Origin of the sequence: Streptomyces sp. NPDC048297 (assembly GCF_043201585.1) — a bacterium.
Taxonomy (GTDB): Bacteria; Actinomycetota; Actinomycetes; order Streptomycetales; family Streptomycetaceae; genus Streptomyces.
This window is the reverse complement of sequence record NZ_JBICZA010000031.1, coordinates 77,889-95,471: the sequence shown is the minus strand read 5'-3', so window position 1 is coordinate 95,471 and position 17,583 is coordinate 77,889. Positions and strand designations below refer to the sequence as shown.

The window sequence follows — 17,583 nt, the reverse complement described above, 5'->3', positions numbered from 1 at the left end:
GCCCCCTTCTGCTGTGCCCCCGTCGCTGCTGTGCCCCCGTCGCCGCTGTGTCCCCGTCGGCTCAGGAGGCCGGGACCGTCCGCTCCGGAGTGTTCCATCCGGAGATCCGCACACCCGGTGCCGAGCCGTGCAGATCGGCGGTCCGGTAGGTGGCGGTCAGCGTCACGGCCTCGTCCGGCCACAGGCTGACCTCGTTGTCCGACCACTGCACGGGCAGCACCGGCCTGCCCTGGGCGTCGACCAGGTGCACGTCCGTGAAGAGCGCCGGCGTCGCGCCGCTGCCCGTGTTGCGCAGGGTGACCGTCGTGGTCGACGTTCCGCCGGTGGAGGCGGTGGAGGCGGTGGAGGCGGTGGAGGCGGTCGCCGTCACCGGCACCCGCGCCATCGAGGACAGCCCCTTGAGATCGGCGAAGCCGGTCGTCGGCGTGTAGTACCAGTCCGTCTTCGCCCAGTCGAGCGTGTCGGGTTTCGTGGAGAGCCAGTACACGTTCCGGCTCACCTCTCTGCCGTCCGCGTCCGTCAGGGTCAGCCGCAGCAGGTGCGTGGCCGACAGACCGCTGACCGTCGAGGGCAGGGTGAGCACGGTGCCGTGCGCGCCGTCGCCGGCCACCGTCACCCCGGGCACGGACGTGTCGTACTTCTGGCTGCCGTCGGGGTTGAACAGCGTGGCCCGCGCGGTGAGTCCGCCCGCCGAAGCGTGCCGGTTGTTCACGACGACGACCGACCGGTTGTCGTAGGAGTACTGGACGTGCAGCGGCTCGTTGGCCTTCTTGGCGCCGAAGTAGGCGCCGCCCTGGTCGAGATAGCGGTCCAGCAACTGCCAGTGCAGGGACGTCCAGCCGCTGTTGAACATCCAGTAGATCACCCCGGTGGCGGGCTTGCTCGCGTCCGTGGCGTTGCGCCCGTAGGCCTCGTACTGGGCGCGGACGGCCTCGTACTGGGCCAGTTGCGCCTTGCGGACGTAGTCGGCGAGGCCGGTCGGGGCGCCGTAACGCCCGGCGAGGGCGGCGTTGTAGAGCTTCAGGGTGCCGAACGTGGCGGACGGCGAGCGATGATACTGCTTCGCGGAGGGGTTCTTCCAGAGCGCGTCGAGTTCCGCGGGGGTCATCATCCGGCGGAGCGTGTCGAGGGTGGGGATGTCGGGGCCCGCGCTGGTCTCGGAGTTGAATCCGGTGGCGCCGCCCTCACGCTTGGCGTACCAGTAGTCAGGCGGCACCCAGTCGTACGGGCCGGTCATCTTCATGCCCGAACTTCCCAGCTGGGGCGAGGACTTGTCGGAGGCGGCGGGGATCACCGGGGTCGGCCAGTCGGCGGCCTTCAGGGCGTCCAGGTAGGTCTTCTCGATCGTGGCGTCCGGTGCGAAGTCGCTGCCGATCAGGAACGAGATCACGCTCGGGTGGCCGCGCAGCCGGGCGGCCTCGGCGGCCATGGACGCCTTCGCGACCGGGTAGTCGGCGGCCGTCCACTTCTCCCCGGCCTCGCTGCCGTTGACCTGCCCCTCCCACTTGTCGCAGCACTCCCAGCCCGGCAACGTGAGCACGCCGAGGCGGTCGGCGGTGTCGAAGAACTCGTCCGGCTCCAGGTGGCCTTCGAGGCGGATGGTGTTCAGGCCCAGGTCGAGGGCGTACTTCAGCCGGTCCTCCACATACCTGGGGTCCCAGCGCAGGAACTCGTCCGGGGACCAACCGCCGCCCTTGATCAGCAGCTTGCGGCCGTTGATCCGGTACTGGCGGGCGCCGTCGGAGTTCAGCGGCGCCTGGACGTCGCGGATGCCGAAGGTCTCGTGGGCGGTGTCCGAGGCGGTGCCGGCGACGGAGGCGGTGAGGTCGAGGCCGTACAGCGGCTGCTCGCCCATGCCGGCGGGCCACCACACCTTCGGCGAGGTCAGACGCAGGCCGGGAACCTCGGCGGGGGAGAAGGTGACGGTCTTCGTCTCGTGCGCGGCGAGCGGTACGGACCTGGTGAAGCGCGTCCCCGCCACGCTGCCGGAGACCTCGGCCGTGACCGCCGAGTCGCTGTCGTTGCGGGCCTGTGCCGTGACCGTCAGGTCGACCGTGGCGAGGGACGGCACGGCGAGCCGGGTCACCACGTGCGCGTCCCGCAGGGTCACCGGGCCGTCGCGGCGGACCAGGACGTCACGGACGAGGCCCATGTTCCGGTCCGGCGGCGGCTGGAGCCAGTCCAGCCAGCCCATGGTGAGGTTCTTGGTGGGCTCGTTGGGCTGGATCCGGAAGGCGACCGTGTTGGTGCCGGGCCTCACCAGCGAGGTGACGTCCAGCTCGTGGCGCGGGTAGACGCCCGTCACGTCGGCGGCCTTCGCCACCTGGTGGCCGTTGACGTAGACGTCCGCCGCCGAGACGACACCGCTGAAGTCGAGGCGGGTGCGCCGGGCGGAGTCGTCGACGGTGAAGTCGGAGCGGTACCACCAGGGAACCTGGAAGTCGGCCCGCGGGATCCTGTCCAGGTTGGTGGAGAAGAAGGGGTCTGCGTACACGCCGTCGGCCAACAGGGCTGCCAGGACGGTGGATCGGGGGCCCGCCGGGTACCAGCCCTTCGCCGGATAGCCGGGGGAGGAGACGGCCGCCGCCGAGTCGGTGACCTTCGCCGAGGACTGGATCGTGTACCCCGCCAGCGGGGTGGCGGAATCGGCGGCCGACGGAACGTGTGTCACCCTGGCCCGGACGGCAGGCGCCGGGTGAGGGCCCTGGTGCCGGGGCACCGCCCAGGCGGTGGTGGTGAGGGCGCCGATCAGGCCGAGGAGCGCGGCGCCCGTGGCGAGCCGGCGTCCGGGGGCGGGACGAGGGAACACCTTGGTCTCCAGCTTCGTAAAGTTAGGAAACTTTACTAACTCGGGTCAACGTAGGGGGCCGTACGAACCGTGTCAACGACCTCGGCCGCGCGGCCCCCAGGGGACCGGCGTGAACCGGTCAGTCGCCCGCGAAGCCCGCCAGCCGGTCGTCAGGCTCAAGTCCCTCCGCCCGTCAGTCGGGTCGTCAAGTTCAAGCCCGTCAGCCGCCCGCGAAGGCCGTCAGCCGGTCGTCAGGCTCAACCCCGTCACCCCGTCACCCCGTCACCCCGCCACCCCGCCGCGAAGCCCGCCAGTCGGCCGTCCACCTCAAGCCCGCCGGCCGGCCGTCCACCTCAAGCCCGCCGGCCGGCCGTCCACCTCAAGCCCGTCAATCGGTCGTCAGGCTCAAGCCCGCCAGCCGGGCGTCACGTTCCGGCCGGCCGGCCGGCCGGGCCGTGAAGCCGTCAGCCGAGGCCCGCCCGGCGTTCGAAGACCAGTTCCCTGGCCGTACCCAGGGCCGTGGCCACCGCGCCCATGAGCACCGCGTCCTCGCCCAGCCGGCCCGGGGCGATCCTCGGCCGCAACGGCGTGAACGTGCGCAGGTGTTCACGGACCGGGCCCAGCAGCAGGTCCACGCTGTGGCCCACGCCGCCGCCGAGCACCACGAGGTCCGGGTCGAGCACGGCGGCGGTCGCCGCCACGGTGTGCGCGATCCGCTCACCCTCCAGCTCCACCGCCCGCATCGCGGCCGAACTGCCCTGCCGGGCCGCGTCGAACACGGCCTTGGCGGTGAGCTGCCCGCTCATCCCGAAGCGCCGGGCGGCCTCCACCACGGCCTCCCCGGACACCGCGTCCTCCAGCCGCTCCGGCTTCTGCCGGCCGGTCCAGGGCAGGAAGCCGATCTCGCCGGCCAGCCCGTGCGCCCCCGTGAACAGCCGCCCCTCGCTGACCACTCCCATGCCGAGACCGGTGCCGATCATGATGTACGCGAAGAGCCGGCTGCCCGCGCCGACGCCGTACGTGTACTCGCCCAGCGCGGCCAGGTTGGCGTCGTTGTGCACCTCCAGCGGCACGCCCAGCTCCTCACGCATCCGGTCGAGCAGGCCGGCCCGGCCCCAGCCCGGCAGATGCATCGCGAACCGCACCCGGCGCTGCTTCTCGTCGTACACGCCCGGGGTGCCGACCACTCCGTGCACCACCTGCGTCGGGTCGACGCCCGAATTGCCGATCACCTGCCGGGCGGTGCCCACGACCAGGTCGGCCAGGGCGGCCGAGGCGCGGGCGCGGTTGCGCACGTCGGTGCGGGCGATCACCGTGCCGTCCAGATCGACCACGGCGACCCGCAGCCACCCGCGCCCGATGTCCACGCCCAGCACATGACCGGCGGCCGGATCGGGCGCGTACAGCACGGCGGTGCGTCCACGCTCGGGGGCGTGGGTGCCCACCTCGCGCACCAGCCCGGCCGCCTCAAGCGAGGCCAGCGCGCTGGACACCGTCGGCTTCGACAGGCCGGTCTCGCGGGCCAGTTGGGCGCGCGACGCGGCACCGAGGTCGCGCAGCCGGGCGAGGAGCAGCCGCTCGTTGGAGCTGCGCAGGTGCCGGCGGCTCCAGGGCCGCTCCTGCGGATCTATGGCGTCACCAGCGGGCATCGCACCATTCTCGTTCATTTCTGACGCATACTTGACGCCTCTAGTAAGGCTCCTTAACTTTATCGCCCAGTCGGTCCGGCCGGGCGAGCCGCCGCCCCGTACGCGGTCCGTGCGCCCGTCGCGTCAGGAGTCCCCATGTCCGGAAGCCCGCCACCCACGGGTGGTTTCGTCCGCCGTGTCGGCCTGTTCCAGGCCACGGCCATCAACATGAGCCAGATGTGCGGCATCGGTCCGTTCGTGACCATCCCGCTCATGGTCGCCGCGTTCGGCGGCCCCCAGGCGGTCATCGGGTTCGTCGCGGGTGCCGTGCTGGCGCTCTGCGACGGACTGGTCTGGGCCGAACTCGGCGCCGCCCTGCCCGGCTCGGGCGGCAGTTACGTCTACCTCCGCCAGGCCTTCCAGTACCGCACCGGCCGGATGATGCCGTTCCTGTTCGTGTGGACGGCGATGCTCTTCATCCCGCTGATCATGTCCACCGGCGTGGTCGGGTTCGTCCAGTACCTCGGCTATCTGGCCCCCGGCCTGGGGCAGACGTCCGGCGATCTGATCGGTCTCGGCGTGATCGCGCTGGTCGTCCTGCTGCTGTGGCGCGGGATCGAGCACATCGCGCGCATTACGACGGTCATGTGGGTCGTCATGATCGCCTCGGTCCTGATGGTGATCGTCGCCGCGGCCTCCGACTTCAGCCCCCACCTGGCCTTCACCTACCCGTCAGGCGCCTTCGACCTGACGAGCGGCCACTTCTGGGCCGGCTTCGCCGCGGGCCTGACCATCGGCATCTACGACTACCTCGGCTACAACACGACCGCCTACATGGGCGCCGAGATCAAGGACCCCGGACGGAGCCTGCCGCGCTCCGTCATCTTCTCGATCCTCGGCATCATGGCGATCTACCTGCTGCTCCAGATCGGCACGCTCGGCGTCGTCGACTGGGGGCGCATGACCGACCCGCACGACATCGCCTCCAGTTCCGTGGCCTCCGCCGTGCTGGAGGAGACCTGGGGCAGGGGCGCCGCCGACACGGTCACCGTGCTGATCCTGATCACCGCGTTCGCCTCCGTCTTCACCGGCCTGCTGGGCGGTTCGCGGGTGCCGTACGACGCGGCCCGGGACCGGGTCTTCTTCCGCCCGTACGGGAAGCTGCACCCCAGGCACCGCTTCCCGATGCTGGGGCTGGCCACGATGGGGGTGATCACCGCGATCGGCTTCCTGATCGGCCGGCACACCGACCTGGCCACACTGATCCAGCTGCTCACCACGGTCATGGTGATCGTCCAGGCGCTCGCCCAGATCGTCGCGCTCACCGTCCTGCGCAAACGGCAGCCGGGGCTGAACCGCCCGTACCGCATGTGGCTGTACCCGCTGCCCAGCGTTGTCGCCTTCGTCGGCTGGTGCGTGATCTACGGCTACGCCGACAAGAACTCCCCGGGCCGCCACCCCATCGAGTGGTCCCTGGCCTGGGTCGCCCTCGGCTGCGTGGCCTTCCTGGTCTGGGCGCGGCGGGAGAAGGTGTGGCCGTTCGGACCGAAGGAGATCCACGAGGAGTACATGAGCGGCCGGGAGGACCCGGACACCCAGCCGGCCGCGACCTGAGCCGCGGCCTCCAGGCGCCGGCGGACGACACCCGCGGGCGGCTTCCCGGCCGGCCGCACGAGGCCGTCGTCCGGCTCACCGTGACCCGCGAGGACCTCGCCGACGAGGCTGGAGACCGGCCGCACCCTGCCGCAGGTGCCGTGGGAGATGCCCGCCCGTTGAGGTGCGGGTGCACAGGAGGCCGGTCCGCCCGGGCGGACCGGCCCCGCGTTGTCGTGGCCTTCACTTCCTTCGACGGAGTCCTCCTTCCCTCGTGTCCTGGCTGTGTGGCTCGGGGATCTCTATGGCTTGGGGGCGCTCTTCGCCGCCGTACCGGCGCAGACCAGTCCGAGGACGATGGCCAGCGCACCGATGATGACGTTGTTGATGATCACGCCGGTGTCCGGGCTGCGGCCCACGACCCATGGCGCGATGATCATCCAGATTCCCATGGCGCACATGGCCCAGCTGAGCCCGTACATCCGTTCGGGGGCCCTGGTGAACCCCAGTGCCAGCAGCCCTATCGCGATCCCTATGATCAGATTGTGGGTCACGAGTGCCGGCTGGCTCGTCGTGTAGTGCAGGATCCACGGAGATGCCGCGCAGTACAGGCCGAGCAGGAACACCGGCCCGTCCACAAGCGCCACATCGCGACCGCCGAGCATGCGGGCATACCTATCCCGCATTTCGGATACATCGGGGTGAGTCGTCATGTCACCCCTGTGCGAGACGTTGGCCATGTTCGTCTCCTTCGTGACTCTCGGGCCTGACCGCGTCTTCTTGGCGTGGTGTGCGGTAAGCGCCGCGTTCCCATTTTGCCCTTATCGAACCTTTATGTGTAGATGTCGTGCGGGGTGAGGTGTGCGCGGTGGCGCGCCGGGGGAGCGGACGGTCTTCAGCCGCGGGCCTCAGTCGTGGTCGTGGTCGTGGGCGTGGGCGCGGTCGCGGGCGCGCCGGAAGCGGTCCAGCCCGTCGGCCAGCGCGACGATCGGGTCCGGATACCCGCGGGCGGCCTCCCGCTCCGGCCCCTTCAGCCGCCACGGCTCGTGGACCGCGCGGCCCTCGACGTTCCTCAGCTCCGGCACCCATCGGCGGACGTACGTGCCGTCGGGGTCGTACCGCCTGCCCTGCGCGACCGGGTTGAGGACACGGTTCGGCCGGGTGTCGGTGCCCGTACCGGCCACCCACTGCCAGTTCAGCTGGTTGTTGGCCACATCGCCGTCGACCAGCAGGTCCAGGAAGTGCCGGGCGCCCACCCGCCAGTCGACGTACAGCGTCTTGGCGAGGAAGCTCGCGGTCAGCAGACGGCCGCGGTTGTGCATCCACCCCTCGTGCCGCAGCTGGCGCATCGCGGCGTCGATCACCGGATACCCGGTACGGCCCTCCCGCCAGGCCTCGATGTCCTCCCGGGCCGTCTCCTCGGAGCGCCAACGATCGTGCCGGGTGCGGTAGTCGGCGTGGGCCGCGGCCGGCCGTGCCGCCAGCACCTGGCGGTGGAAGTCGCGCCACGCGAGCTGCCGTACGAACGCCTCCGCACCCGGGCCGCCGCGCCCGCGCGCCCGGTGGACCAGCTCGACGGGGGACAGCGTGCCGAAGTGCAGGTGCGGGGAGAGCCGCGAGGTCGCGTCGGCGGCCAGGTCGTCGTGACCGTCCGCGTACCCGGCGACGCCGGTGCGCAGCCAGGTCGTGAGGCGCCGGCGGCCCGCCGACTCGCCCCCGGCGGCCAGTCCGGGCGACACGTCCCGCACCGAGGAACGGGACGCGATCTCCTCCGACGCGATGCCCTCCGGCACGCGCACCGAGCGTGGAGCGCTGCGGACGTCCCGGAGCCCCTGCGCCGACCACCTGCGGAAATACGGTGTGAACACGGCGAAGTGGTCCGAGGCCGCCGGGGTCACCGTGCCGGGAGCCACGGCATCGGTGACCGTGTCGTGCACGTGCAGCCGCCTGCCGTCCGCCTCCAGCGCCTGCCGCAGCCGCCTTTCCCGCTCCCGCGCGTAGGCGCTCACGTCGGCCGCCAGATGCACCTCGTCGGCGTCGGCCTCCGCCGCGACCGCGCACACCTGCGCGACGACGTCACCGGAGCGCACGACGAGGCGCCCGCCGCGCTCGCGCAGCCCCTCGTCCAGGTCCCGCAGACAGTCCGCGAGGAACGCCAGCCGGTTGGGCACCGCGAAGCCCGCGTCGCCGACACCCCGGTCATGGACGAACAGGGGGACGACCTCCCGGGCCCGGTGCAGTGCGGCTCGCAGCGGCGGGTGGTCGTGCAGACGCAGATCGGCGGTGAACAGGACGACCGGGACGGGCATGGCGCGGCTCCAAGGTGCGGGGCGTGCAGTGCGGGGCGCGGGGTGCGGACGCATGCTCCAACGAGGCAGCACCGCGGTCCGCTCCGTACGTCACCGAAACGGGGCGTGAGCCGCGGGTCGGCAGGTGCCGTTCGCGCCCCGAGGGACGGGTGCGCGCCGAGCCGGGGACGGTCGCCGGTTCCGGCGGCCGGCCTGTGCTCAGTCCCGGCCCGGACCCCCGATCTCGCCCGGCGTCCCGGCCAGAGCCCGCAGGTGGGCCTGGCGAGTCTCTGCCGTCTGGCCCTGGACCAGCAGGAACATTCCCTCGCGGGCCAGGCGCTGCGCACGGCTGGTCAGCGACATCGCCCGGCCGCCGCCCGCGACGATCGCGGCGGTGGTGGCCGTGCCCAGCAGCTCGTACGCCTCGGCTCGTACGGCCAGCAGTTCCCCGGCTTGCCCGTGCGGATCCGGACGGTCGGCCAGGGCGTAGGCGCGGTCGCGGACGTCGGTGAGGCGGGCGCGCAGGGGTACGGCCGTGTCCTCGTCCAGCAAGGACAGCGCCGACGCGGTGATGCCGAAGACCGACGGGTTGGTGATCAGCCGCTTCGCGCGGTCGCCGATCGCCCACCGCTCCAGGGGCGTTCGCAGAGCCACCGCTTCCTCGGGCACCCACAGGCCGTCCAGCTCCAGCGACACCGTACGCGCGGCCGTGAGCGCGGCGAGCCGCATCGGCGGCGAGGGGCGCAGCCCCGGCTGGGCACGCGCCTCCACGAAGGCGAACAGGGCCTCGCCCTCCTCGGTCACCCCGGCCAGCAGCATCACGTCGTTCAGGCCCCACCCGGTGTACCAGGGCACCACCCCGTCGAACCGCCGGCCGCCGCCCTCCCGCCGGACCCGCACCGGGACGCGCGGATACGCGCGCAGATGCGCGTATGCCACCCCCGACAGCAGTTCCCCGCGCGCCAGCGGCCCCAACAGGCTTTCCCGCACCGGTAGTTCCCCGCGTGCGGCGGTCTGCACCGGGGTGTGGTGCTGTGTCTGCACGAACCACGTCGAACAGCAGGCCCCGGCGAGGATCTCCGTGGTCTCCCGCACCACGGCCGGCGGCGCCCCGGAGCCTCCGTACGCGATCGGCGCCGCCACTCCGAGCAGCCCGGACTTCTTCAGCGCCTCGATGTGGCTCGCGGGTACGCCCTCCTGGTCCACCCGCTCGGCCTCGGGGACGAGCAGATCTGCGGCGAGCCGCCGGGCGCGGACGACGAGCGGATGTGCGGTGTCGGTCATGCCGATGATTCTTTCGAAGACCGAGGGCGACTTCTTCTTCCGAAGGCCGAGCGCGACATCCCGCGGGCGACACCCCGCGGGCGACACCCCGCGGGCGACAGACCGCTGGTGACCATGGCCGTCGACCTTTTCGTCGGGACGTGCGGCGCGCGGTGTCGATCCGCGCCCTGCCGTTCGTGTAGGAGGTGACAGGCACCCCGGCACCGGGAACCCGCCCGGAAGGACGCCGGGACGACGCCAATACGACGCCAATACGACGCCAATACGACGCCAAGGAGAATCCCCATGAAGCACTACCTGCTCAGCGTGGTCACGCCGGCCGACGGACAGCCGCCCACCCCAGAGGCGCTCGCCGGGATCATGCGCAACGTCGAGGCCTTCAACGACGAACTGCGTGCGGCCGGCGCCTGGGTCTTCTCCGGCGGCCTGCACGGCCCGGAGACCACCACCATGCTGCGCCCCGAGGACGGCGACGTCCTCGTCACCGACGGGCCCTTCGCCGAGGGCAGGGAGTACCTGGGCGGACTCACCCTGATCCGGGCCGCCGACCGGGACGAGGCCCTGGAGTGGGGGCGCAAGGCGGCCCTCGCGACCACCCTGCCCATCGAGGTGCGGCCGTTCGTGGACCAGCCCTGATGGGCAGAGCCCCGGCGTCGAGGCCGTCTTCCGCGCCGAGTACGGGCGCGGGCGTGCGCCGATGCGCTGTGTGCCGGCTCCGATCGACCGAGGGCGCTCCCGTCGGCGGCTATACGTCTGGCGGGATACGGCTGATGCTCAGTCGTGTTCCGCGAGTTCGCCGGAGAAGGCGGCGGCCATGCGCAGCCAGGGTGCGGCCTCGTCGTTGCGCCCTTGGCGTTGCAGCGTGCGCCCCAGCATGAGGTGGGCGTAGTCCTCGACCGGGTCGCGGTCGAGCACCCGGCGCAACTGCTCCTCGGCCCGCTTCAGTTGCGCGGAGTGGTAGTAGGCGCGGGCCAGCAGCAGCCGGGGGCCGGTCTGTTCCGGGACCTCATCGACCACAGCGGTGAGCAGCCGCGCGGCTCCCGCGTAGTCCCTGGCCCCGAAGAGCGCCTGAGCCCGCTCCCAGCGCTCGAGGGTGGTCTCCTCATGCGGTGTGCCGACGCCGTTGTCGAAGATGTGCAGGGCACTCGCCCAGCGGTCCGCCGCGGGCTCGCCGTTGGGCTGGTAGTCGTTGAAGTTGTCGATCACGAGAGCTCCTCTCCCGGTGTCGTGTGCGGCATACGTCCGGCGTTCGGGTGCCCTTTGGCTCGCCGGGCCCGTATTCGACCTCTCCCGTCTGGGCCATGTGGATGAACGGGTCCCGCAGGTGGTCGTCGACGTGACTCAGCCGGTCGCTGTCGCGGAGGTGTCCTCGGCGTCACGAGCGGCGAGCAGTGAGGCATGTGTGGGCGCCTCGGGCACGTCGGCCGGCCGGTTCTTGGCGAATTCCTTCCGCAGGACGGGCAGAACCTCTTCGCCGAGCATGTCGAGCTGTTCCAGTACGGACTTCAGCGGCACGCCCACGCCATCCACGTTGAACAGCTGGCGCTGGTAGTCGCCGAAGTTCTCGCGGAAGGTCAGGGTCTTCTCGATGACCTCCTGAGGGCTGCCGACCGTCAGCGGTGTCTCGTCCATGTACTGCTCCAGCGACGGCCCGCCGCCCATGATCGGTGAGCGGTCGAAGTAGGGGCGGAACTCCCGCACGGCATCCTGGGAGTTCTTCCGCATGAAGATGTGGCCGCCGAGCCCGACGATCGCCTGCTCGGGCGTGCCGTGCCCGTAGTGCGCGTACCGCTCGCGGTAGAGGCTGATCAGCTTCTGGAAGTGCTCCTTGGGCCAGAAGATGTGGTTGGCGAAGAAGCCGTCGCCGTAGTAGGCGGCTTGTTCGGCGATCTCCGGGGAGCGGATGGAGCCGTGCCAGACGAAGGGGGGTATGCCGTCGAGTGGGCGGGGGGTGGAGGTGAAGGATTGCAGGGGTGTGCGGAAGCGGCCCTGCCAGTCGACGACGTCTTCGCGCCAGAGCTTGTGCAGGAGGGCGTAGTTCTCGATGGCGAGGTTGATGCCCTGCCGGATGTCCTTGCCGAACCAGGGGTAGACGGGTCCGGTGTTGCCACGGCCCATCATGAGGTCGACGCGTCCGTCGGCCAGGTGCTGGAGCATGGCGTAGTCCTCGGCGATCTTCACCGGGTCGTTGGTGGTGATGAGAGTCGTGGAGGTGGACAGAATGATCCGCTCGGTGCGCGCCGCTATGTAGCCGAGCATCGTGGTCGGGGACGAGGGCACGAAGGGCAGGTTGTGGTGCTCGCCGGTCGCGAAGACGTCAAGCCCGACCTCCTCGGCCTTCAGGGCGATGGCGACCATGGCCTTGATCCGCTCACGCTCGGTCGGTGTCCGGCCGGTGGTGGGGTCCTGTGTCACGTCACCGACGGTGAAGATCCCGAACTGCATCGCACCCAACTCCATGTTGTTGATGTATCAACTGCCATGTGAACGGCATGTCTCGTGCGGCTATTCCCGCTGCGGTCCCACTGTCACCCGGTTGACGGGTCAACGATATCGCTCTAGGGTTCCGGTTGATAGATCAACTAGACCTGCGCCCTTTGCGTTTTGGCGTGGGAAGAGTGGAGGGAACTCCCGTGTACATCGCCGCCGCCATCCTCAGCGTGATCCTCGCCCTAGTGAGCCTGGCCGCGGGTGCGCCCAAGGCGCTGCTCAAAGGCGATGTCCCCGCGGGACTGCAGTCCCATATGGGGCTGAGTGCCGGGTTCGTCCGGTTCATCGGGCTGGCCGAGGTCGCCGCCGCCGTGGGCCTGGTCATCGGGCTCTTCTGGCAGCCCCTGGGTATCGCCGCGGCTGCCGGCATGACCGTCACGCTGATCGGTGCGGTCGTCTTCCACGCCAAGGCGGGGGACTACGCCAACCCTGAGACCAAGGGGAACGCGATGGCGCCCATCGTCCTGGCCCTTGTCTCGGCCGCGACCGTAGTGACCTTGTTCCTGGCCATGTGAACCGGCCCTGGCCGGCCGTCTGCATCCGCCGCTTGGGTATGTAGTCGCCGCGGGGCACTTCGAGCCGCTGACCCTGACCCGTCCGGTCAGTCCGGATGCTTCTTCATGTGGTCCGAGACGCGCTTGGAGAGCCGGGCGAATGTGCTGAGCTGGTTCGGGGTCAGGGCGTCGATGAACAGGCGGCGGACGTGCTCGACGTGCATCGGCGCGGCGTCCTCGATCGCCTTGTAGCCGGCCGGAGTGGCGACGATGAACGCTCCGCGTCCGTCGTCGGAGCATTCCTCCCTGGTCACGAGTCCGCGTTTCGCCATCCGCGTGATCTGGTGGGACATCCGGCTCTTCTCCCACTCCACGAGTTTGGCCAGGTCCAGGAAGCGCATCCGCCCGCCGCCCGTCTCGGTGAGATTGGCGAGCACGATGTAGTCGGAGGCGGACATCCCGGAGTCGGCCTGGACGCGGCGGGACAGTCGTCCGATGAGTGTCTCCTGCATGCGGATGAAGCTGTCCCAGGCGGCCTTCTCTTCCGGATTGAGCCAGCGTGGCGTCGCGTTCATGACCGCAGTCTATCGAAGTCGTTGACACCTCATCTACTCGCGGGGGAGGTGACGGCTGGAAGCGGCAGCTGTGTGACCCTCGGCGAGACCGAGCAGGCAGGCCCGTGTGAGGCTCTTGATCGTGTGACCCAGGCGATGGGCGTAGTCCTCGGCGCGGCGGGTGGTGCCGTACGAGCGTTCGGGCGAGGTCGTGGCCTACGCCCAGGGTCCGGGCGAGCCGCTCGACCGGCTGATCATCACCCATGCCCACCCCAGGGGCCGAGGTCGTCGACGGCGTGCCGTTCCTCTTCGGGGCCCTTACTGGCGGCGAGGCCGCCGACGGACTGGTATCAGACTCTCCGAGCGCCGGTCACCACGGAGATGATCTGGTTGACACATCAAATATCGGCACTAATGTAGGTGTCACATCACCTACTTAAGTCGGGCGGTCCGCTGCTGATGTGACGGACCGTCAGTGATGCGGAGGCCGCGCCGGTTCGCGGAGCCGTATCGATCGACTCGGCGTGATGTTTGGCCGGCTCGGCCTCAGGGCGCCGGTGAGGACACGTGCGGCCGTATCGGCGGCGTCGAGATCGGCGGTGTCCCGTCCGAGCTCGCAGACATGAACATTTGGAGAGGGATCCCATGAACACCGCAGCGAAGTCCGGACTTCAGGCACTGCTGACGCCCGAGGAGAGCGTCGTCGTCCTGATCGACCACCAGGCGTTCCAGTTCGCCAACCTGCACAGCCACGATCCGTCGATGATCGTGAACAACGCCATCGCCCTTGCCGAGTCCGCCAAGGTGTTCGACGTCCCGACCATCCTGACGACCGTGCTGGAGGAGCGTGGCGGCCACCTCATCAAGGGTCTGCAGGACGTGTTCCCGGAGCAGAAGCCGATCGACCGGACGTTCATCAACGCCTGGCAGGACGAGCGCGTCGTCGACGCCGTCAAGGCGACCGGACGCAAGAAGCTGATCATCGCCGGTCTCTGGACGGAGATCTGTGTCGCGATGCCGGCGATACAGGCGCTGGGTGAGGGCTTCGAGGTCTTCGTCGTCACCGACGCCTCTGGTGGCGCCTCGAAGGAGGCCCACGACATGGCCGTGCAGCGCATGGTCCAGGCGGGCGTGGTTCCGATCACCTGGCTGGCCGTGCAGGGTGAGTGGCAGCGCGACTGGGCCCGCGAGAAGACCGTCCCGGGCATCTCCGAGGTTCTGTTCCAGCACGGTGGTGGCGTCGGCGTCGCCCTCAACTGGGAGATGCAGCTGCTCGCGGCCCGCGCTGGAAGCGACGCCTGACATGGCCGCGGAACAGGCTCCCGTTCGCATTGGGTACTGCCTGTCACTGACCGGTCCCCTCGCGGGCAACAGCCGGTCGGCCCGCCTCGCCCACGAGATCTGGCGCGAGGACGTCAACGCTCGCGGTGGACTGCTCGGCCGTCCGGTCGAGTTCGTCCGCTACGACGACCAGGGGGACGCCTCCCTGGTTCCCGGGATCTACGAACGGCTGATCGACGAGGACAGGGTTGACCTCGTCATCGGTGGATACGGCACCAACACCGTGCTGCCGGCCATGCCGTTGATGGTGGAGCGGGAGCGCTTCTTCGTCGGGCTCATGGGCCTCGGCATCAACAACGCGCTCGCCTATCCGAACTACTTCGCCATGATCCCGACCGGGCCGGATCCGAACGCCGCGCTCACCGAGGGGTTCTTCGAACTCGCCGCGCGGCAGGATCCGCGGCCGACGACCGTGGCGCTCGTCTCCGCGGATGCCGAGTTCTCCCGCAATCCCGTTCTCGGTGCGAAGGCCAATGCCGAGAAGTACGGGATCAAGGTGGTTCACGAGGCCACCTATCCGCTGTCGACCGAGGACTTCACGCCCGTCGTCGACGCCGTCGCGGAAAGCGGCGGTGATCTGCTGTTCCTGTGTTCCTACCTGGCCGACTCGATCGGCCTGGCGCGGACCATCCGGTCTCACCACTACCGGCCGAAGATGGTCGGCGGTGCCATGATCGGACCGCAGAACACAGCGGTGAAGACGACGCTCGGACCGTTGCTCAACGGCTTCGTGAACTACGAATACTGGGCTCCGGTCCCCAAGATGATGTTCCCGGGTGTTCAGGAACTGCTGAACACCTACCAGGCGCGGGCCGGCGAAGCCGGTGTCGACCTGCTGGGGCATTACATGGTGCCGCTCGCCTACGCCCAGTTGCAGGTGGTCGCCCAAGCCGTCGAGGCGACCGGCGGGTTCGACGACGAGAGCCTCTCGGCGTACGCGCGGGAGGAAACCTTCCCGACCGTCATGGGCGATGTCCGGTTCGGCGTGAAGGGCGAGTGGTCACAGCCGCGGGTCCTGCAGGTCCAGTTCCAGGGAATCTCCGGCCATGAGGTCGGTCAGTTCCAGAACGGGTCGCGGCAGATCGTGGTGTCGCCACCGGAATCGTCCTCCGGAGAGTTCGTCTTTCCCTACGCGCAGGCTCTGACTGCCGAGTGAAGGAGGCCGACCGCGGCCTTTCGGGACGGGGCGCCGGATTTTCCGGCGCCCCGTCCCCGCTTGACCCCGGCATGGAGGGCGACCGTGACGGAGTCCGCGACCGGTGTGCCCGGCGCGGCCCCGTGTCTCTCCGTCCGCCGGGCGAGTAAGTTGATGCGTCAACCCTGTGCAGTTAGTGTGGTGGCCGGATCAGCCAGACTCCCGCAGTTGATCGGGAGCTGCCAGGAGGAGGACACATGGCGGTCGAAGTGAGCGACGTCCCCGAGGCGAAGCGCTACGAGGCCCGCGTCGACGGAGAGCCCAAGGTCGCGGGCATCGCGGAGTACATCCGTACGACGGAACTCATCGCGTTCGTGCACACCGAGGTCGAGCCGGAGTACGAGGGTAAGGGAGTCGGGTCCGCGCTGGTCCGCACCTCCCTTGACGAGGCGCGCGCCGCGCATCTGAGGGTGCTGGCGACCTGCCCCTTCTACGCGGGCTGGATCGCCCGTCACCCCGAGTACGAGGACCTGCTGTACCAGTCCCGCAGCAGGGTCAGCGACTGAACATCCGCACATGGCAGTGAAGGAGGCCGGTATGAGCGGTGGATCCGAGAAGAAGGCGTACGAGGGGCAGTCGATCACGGTCACGTTCGAGGCCGGGCGCTGCCTGCATGCCGCTGAATGCGTCCATGGCCTGCCCGAGGTCTTCGACACGGCCAGGCGCCCGTGGATCCGGCCGGACGGTGCCACCGCCGACCGGCTGGCCGAAGTGGTGCGGCGCTGCCCCTCGGGCGCGCTGCAGTACCGGCTCGCGGAGGGCGGGGCGGAGCGCCCGGACCGGCCCACCCGGATCACGCGCAGCTCCACCGGACAGCTGACCGTACGGGGCGAGTTGAGCGTGGACACGCAGGAAGGCCCGCGCGCCGAGACCAGGGTCGTGCTGTGCGGCTGTGGGCAGAGCCGCCTTCAGCCGTACTGCGACCACGCGGGGCCCTGCGGTCAGTGACGCCGCCGTGCCCATTTCTTCATACAACTATCCCCACGAGAGCTTGGAGCCGAGCGGATGTCCCTTGCAGTGCAGTTCTCCGAGTACGGCAGGACCGATGTCCTGCGTGTCGTCGATGTTCCGCCGCCCACCGCGGGCCCCGGGCAGGTACGGCTCGCGGTACGGGCGGCCGGTGTCAACCCGATCGACTGGAAGATCCTGCACGGCTACATGCGCCAGGTGATGCCCCTGGACCTTCCGGGCGGTCTCGGCTCCGACGTGGCCGGTGTGGTCGACCAGGTCGGCGAGGGGGTGAGCGCCTTCAGCGTCGGTGACGAGGTGCTGGGAGCCTCCCTCACCCCCTCCTACGCGCAGTCCGCGCTCGCCGACCCCGCCGCACTGGTCGCCAAGCCCGCCTCCGTCCCGTGGGAGGTTGCCGGGACCCTGGCCGGTACGGGCATCACCGCCTGGGAGGTCCTCAACAAGCTGAAGGTCGCCAAGGGCGAGACCCTGCTGGTCCATGCCGCGGCCGGCGGCGTGGGAACGTTCGCCGTGCAGCTGGCCGTCGCCCGCGGTGCACGCGTCATCGGCACCGCGAGCGAACGCAACCACGGACAGCTCCGCTCCCTCGGCGCGGAACCGGTCACCTACGGCCAGGGTCTGGTCGAGCGCGTACGGGCGATCGCCCCCCAGGGAGTCGACGCCGTCCTCGACGCCTCCGGCCGCGGTGAGATCCTGGACTCCATCGAACTCGCGGGCGGTCCGAGCCGCGTCCTGTCCCTCGTGGCCTTCGACGCCGCCGGGACGGGAATCCAGATCCACATGACCGAGCCGGGAGCGGGCGGTCCGCAGGCGCTGGGCGACATCCTCGCCCTCATCGAGGCGGGACGGCTGTGGGTGCCGATCGCGGGGATGTACCCCCTCGACGAGGCGGCGGCCGCGCTGGAGGTGAGCCGGTCCGGGCACCTGGGCGGCAAGCTCGTCCTGCTCCCGGAGTAACG

Annotated in this window: 16 protein-coding genes; 8 read left to right on the top strand and 8 right to left on the bottom strand. The window is 70.1% G+C overall.

Annotation, left to right across the window (positions count from 1 at the left end):
• Positions 1-61: 61 nt before the first annotated feature.
• A complete protein-coding gene (locus tag ACGFYV_RS28910; protein WP_393881431.1) occupies positions 62-2,809 on the bottom strand; it encodes a sugar-binding domain-containing protein in 2,748 nt (915 codons plus the stop codon).
• 443 nt (positions 2,810-3,252) lie between these two features.
• Positions 3,253-4,437: an ROK family protein gene (locus ACGFYV_RS28905; protein ID WP_393881430.1), complete on the bottom strand. Its 1,185-nt coding sequence runs from the start codon at positions 4,435-4,437 to the stop codon at positions 3,253-3,255.
• Between the two features lie 135 nt (positions 4,438-4,572).
• On the opposite strand from ACGFYV_RS28905, the gene ACGFYV_RS28900 reads away from it, so the two are divergent.
• Positions 4,573-6,030, top strand: a complete 1,458-nt coding sequence (locus ACGFYV_RS28900) for an APC family permease (protein WP_393881429.1) — start codon at positions 4,573-4,575, stop codon at positions 6,028-6,030.
• A gap of 281 nt (positions 6,031-6,311) precedes the next feature.
• Here ACGFYV_RS28900 and ACGFYV_RS28895 read toward each other — a convergent pair whose 3' ends face one another.
• The 3 genes from ACGFYV_RS28895 to ACGFYV_RS28885 form a co-directional block, all read right to left on the bottom strand.
• Positions 6,312-6,749: an SPW repeat protein gene (locus ACGFYV_RS28895; RefSeq protein ID WP_393881428.1), complete on the bottom strand. Its 438-nt coding sequence runs from the start codon at positions 6,747-6,749 to the stop codon at positions 6,312-6,314.
• 168 nt (positions 6,750-6,917) lie between these two features.
• Complete coding sequence (locus tag ACGFYV_RS28890; protein ID WP_393881427.1) at positions 6,918-8,318, bottom strand: cryptochrome/photolyase family protein; 1,401 nt, start codon at positions 8,316-8,318, stop codon at positions 6,918-6,920.
• Between the two features lie 198 nt (positions 8,319-8,516).
• Positions 8,517-9,581 (bottom strand): acyl-CoA dehydrogenase family protein, encoded by a 1,065-nt coding sequence (locus tag ACGFYV_RS28885; protein WP_393881426.1) that lies wholly within the window; start codon positions 9,579-9,581, stop codon positions 8,517-8,519.
• 285 nt (positions 9,582-9,866) lie between these two features.
• Here ACGFYV_RS28885 and ACGFYV_RS28880 point away from each other — a divergent pair, with 285 nt between their 5' ends.
• Positions 9,867-10,217: a YciI family protein gene (locus ACGFYV_RS28880; protein ID WP_393881425.1), complete on the top strand. Its 351-nt coding sequence runs from the start codon at positions 9,867-9,869 to the stop codon at positions 10,215-10,217.
• Between the two features lie 138 nt (positions 10,218-10,355).
• On the opposite strand, the gene ACGFYV_RS28875 is transcribed toward ACGFYV_RS28880, so the two are convergent.
• Both ACGFYV_RS28875 and ACGFYV_RS28870 read right to left on the bottom strand, forming a co-directional pair.
• A complete protein-coding gene (locus tag ACGFYV_RS28875; protein WP_393881424.1) occupies positions 10,356-10,787 on the bottom strand; it encodes a tetratricopeptide repeat protein in 432 nt (143 codons plus the stop codon).
• A gap of 135 nt (positions 10,788-10,922) precedes the next feature.
• Positions 10,923-12,026 carry an LLM class flavin-dependent oxidoreductase gene (locus tag ACGFYV_RS28870; protein WP_393881423.1) on the bottom strand — a complete coding sequence of 368 codons (1,104 nt, stop codon included), beginning with the start codon at positions 12,024-12,026 and terminating at the stop codon, positions 10,923-10,925.
• 188 nt (positions 12,027-12,214) lie between these two features.
• Here ACGFYV_RS28870 and ACGFYV_RS28865 point away from each other — a divergent pair, with 188 nt between their 5' ends.
• Entirely contained in the window at positions 12,215-12,586 is a 372-nt protein-coding gene (locus ACGFYV_RS28865; RefSeq protein ID WP_393881422.1) for a DoxX family protein, read from the top strand.
• 86 nt (positions 12,587-12,672) lie between these two features.
• Here the strand turns inward: ACGFYV_RS28865 and ACGFYV_RS28860 are convergent, their stop codons facing one another.
• Positions 12,673-13,140: a MarR family winged helix-turn-helix transcriptional regulator gene (locus ACGFYV_RS28860; protein ID WP_393881421.1), complete on the bottom strand. Its 468-nt coding sequence runs from the start codon at positions 13,138-13,140 to the stop codon at positions 12,673-12,675.
• A gap of 624 nt (positions 13,141-13,764) precedes the next feature.
• On the opposite strand from ACGFYV_RS28860, the gene ACGFYV_RS28855 reads away from it, so the two are divergent.
• The 5 genes from ACGFYV_RS28855 (at position 13,765) to ACGFYV_RS28835 (ending at position 17,581) form a co-directional block, all read left to right on the top strand.
• Positions 13,765-14,421 (top strand): hydrolase, encoded by a 657-nt coding sequence (locus ACGFYV_RS28855; RefSeq protein ID WP_393881420.1) that lies wholly within the window; start codon positions 13,765-13,767, stop codon positions 14,419-14,421.
• Between the two features lies 1 nt (position 14,422).
• A complete protein-coding gene (locus ACGFYV_RS28850; RefSeq protein WP_393881419.1) occupies positions 14,423-15,616 on the top strand; it encodes an amino acid ABC transporter substrate-binding protein in 1,194 nt (397 codons plus the stop codon).
• A 236-nt stretch (positions 15,617-15,852) separates the two neighbouring features.
• Complete coding sequence (locus ACGFYV_RS28845) at positions 15,853-16,161, top strand: GNAT family N-acetyltransferase (protein ID WP_393881418.1); 309 nt, start codon at positions 15,853-15,855, stop codon at positions 16,159-16,161.
• 31 nt (positions 16,162-16,192) lie between these two features.
• Entirely contained in the window at positions 16,193-16,603 is a 411-nt protein-coding gene (locus ACGFYV_RS28840; protein ID WP_393881417.1) for a (4Fe-4S)-binding protein, read from the top strand.
• Between the two features lie 57 nt (positions 16,604-16,660).
• On the top strand, positions 16,661-17,581 hold the full coding sequence (locus ACGFYV_RS28835) for an NADP-dependent oxidoreductase (protein WP_393881416.1): 921 nt from the start codon (positions 16,661-16,663) through the stop codon (positions 17,579-17,581).
• Positions 17,582-17,583 lie beyond the last annotated feature (2 nt).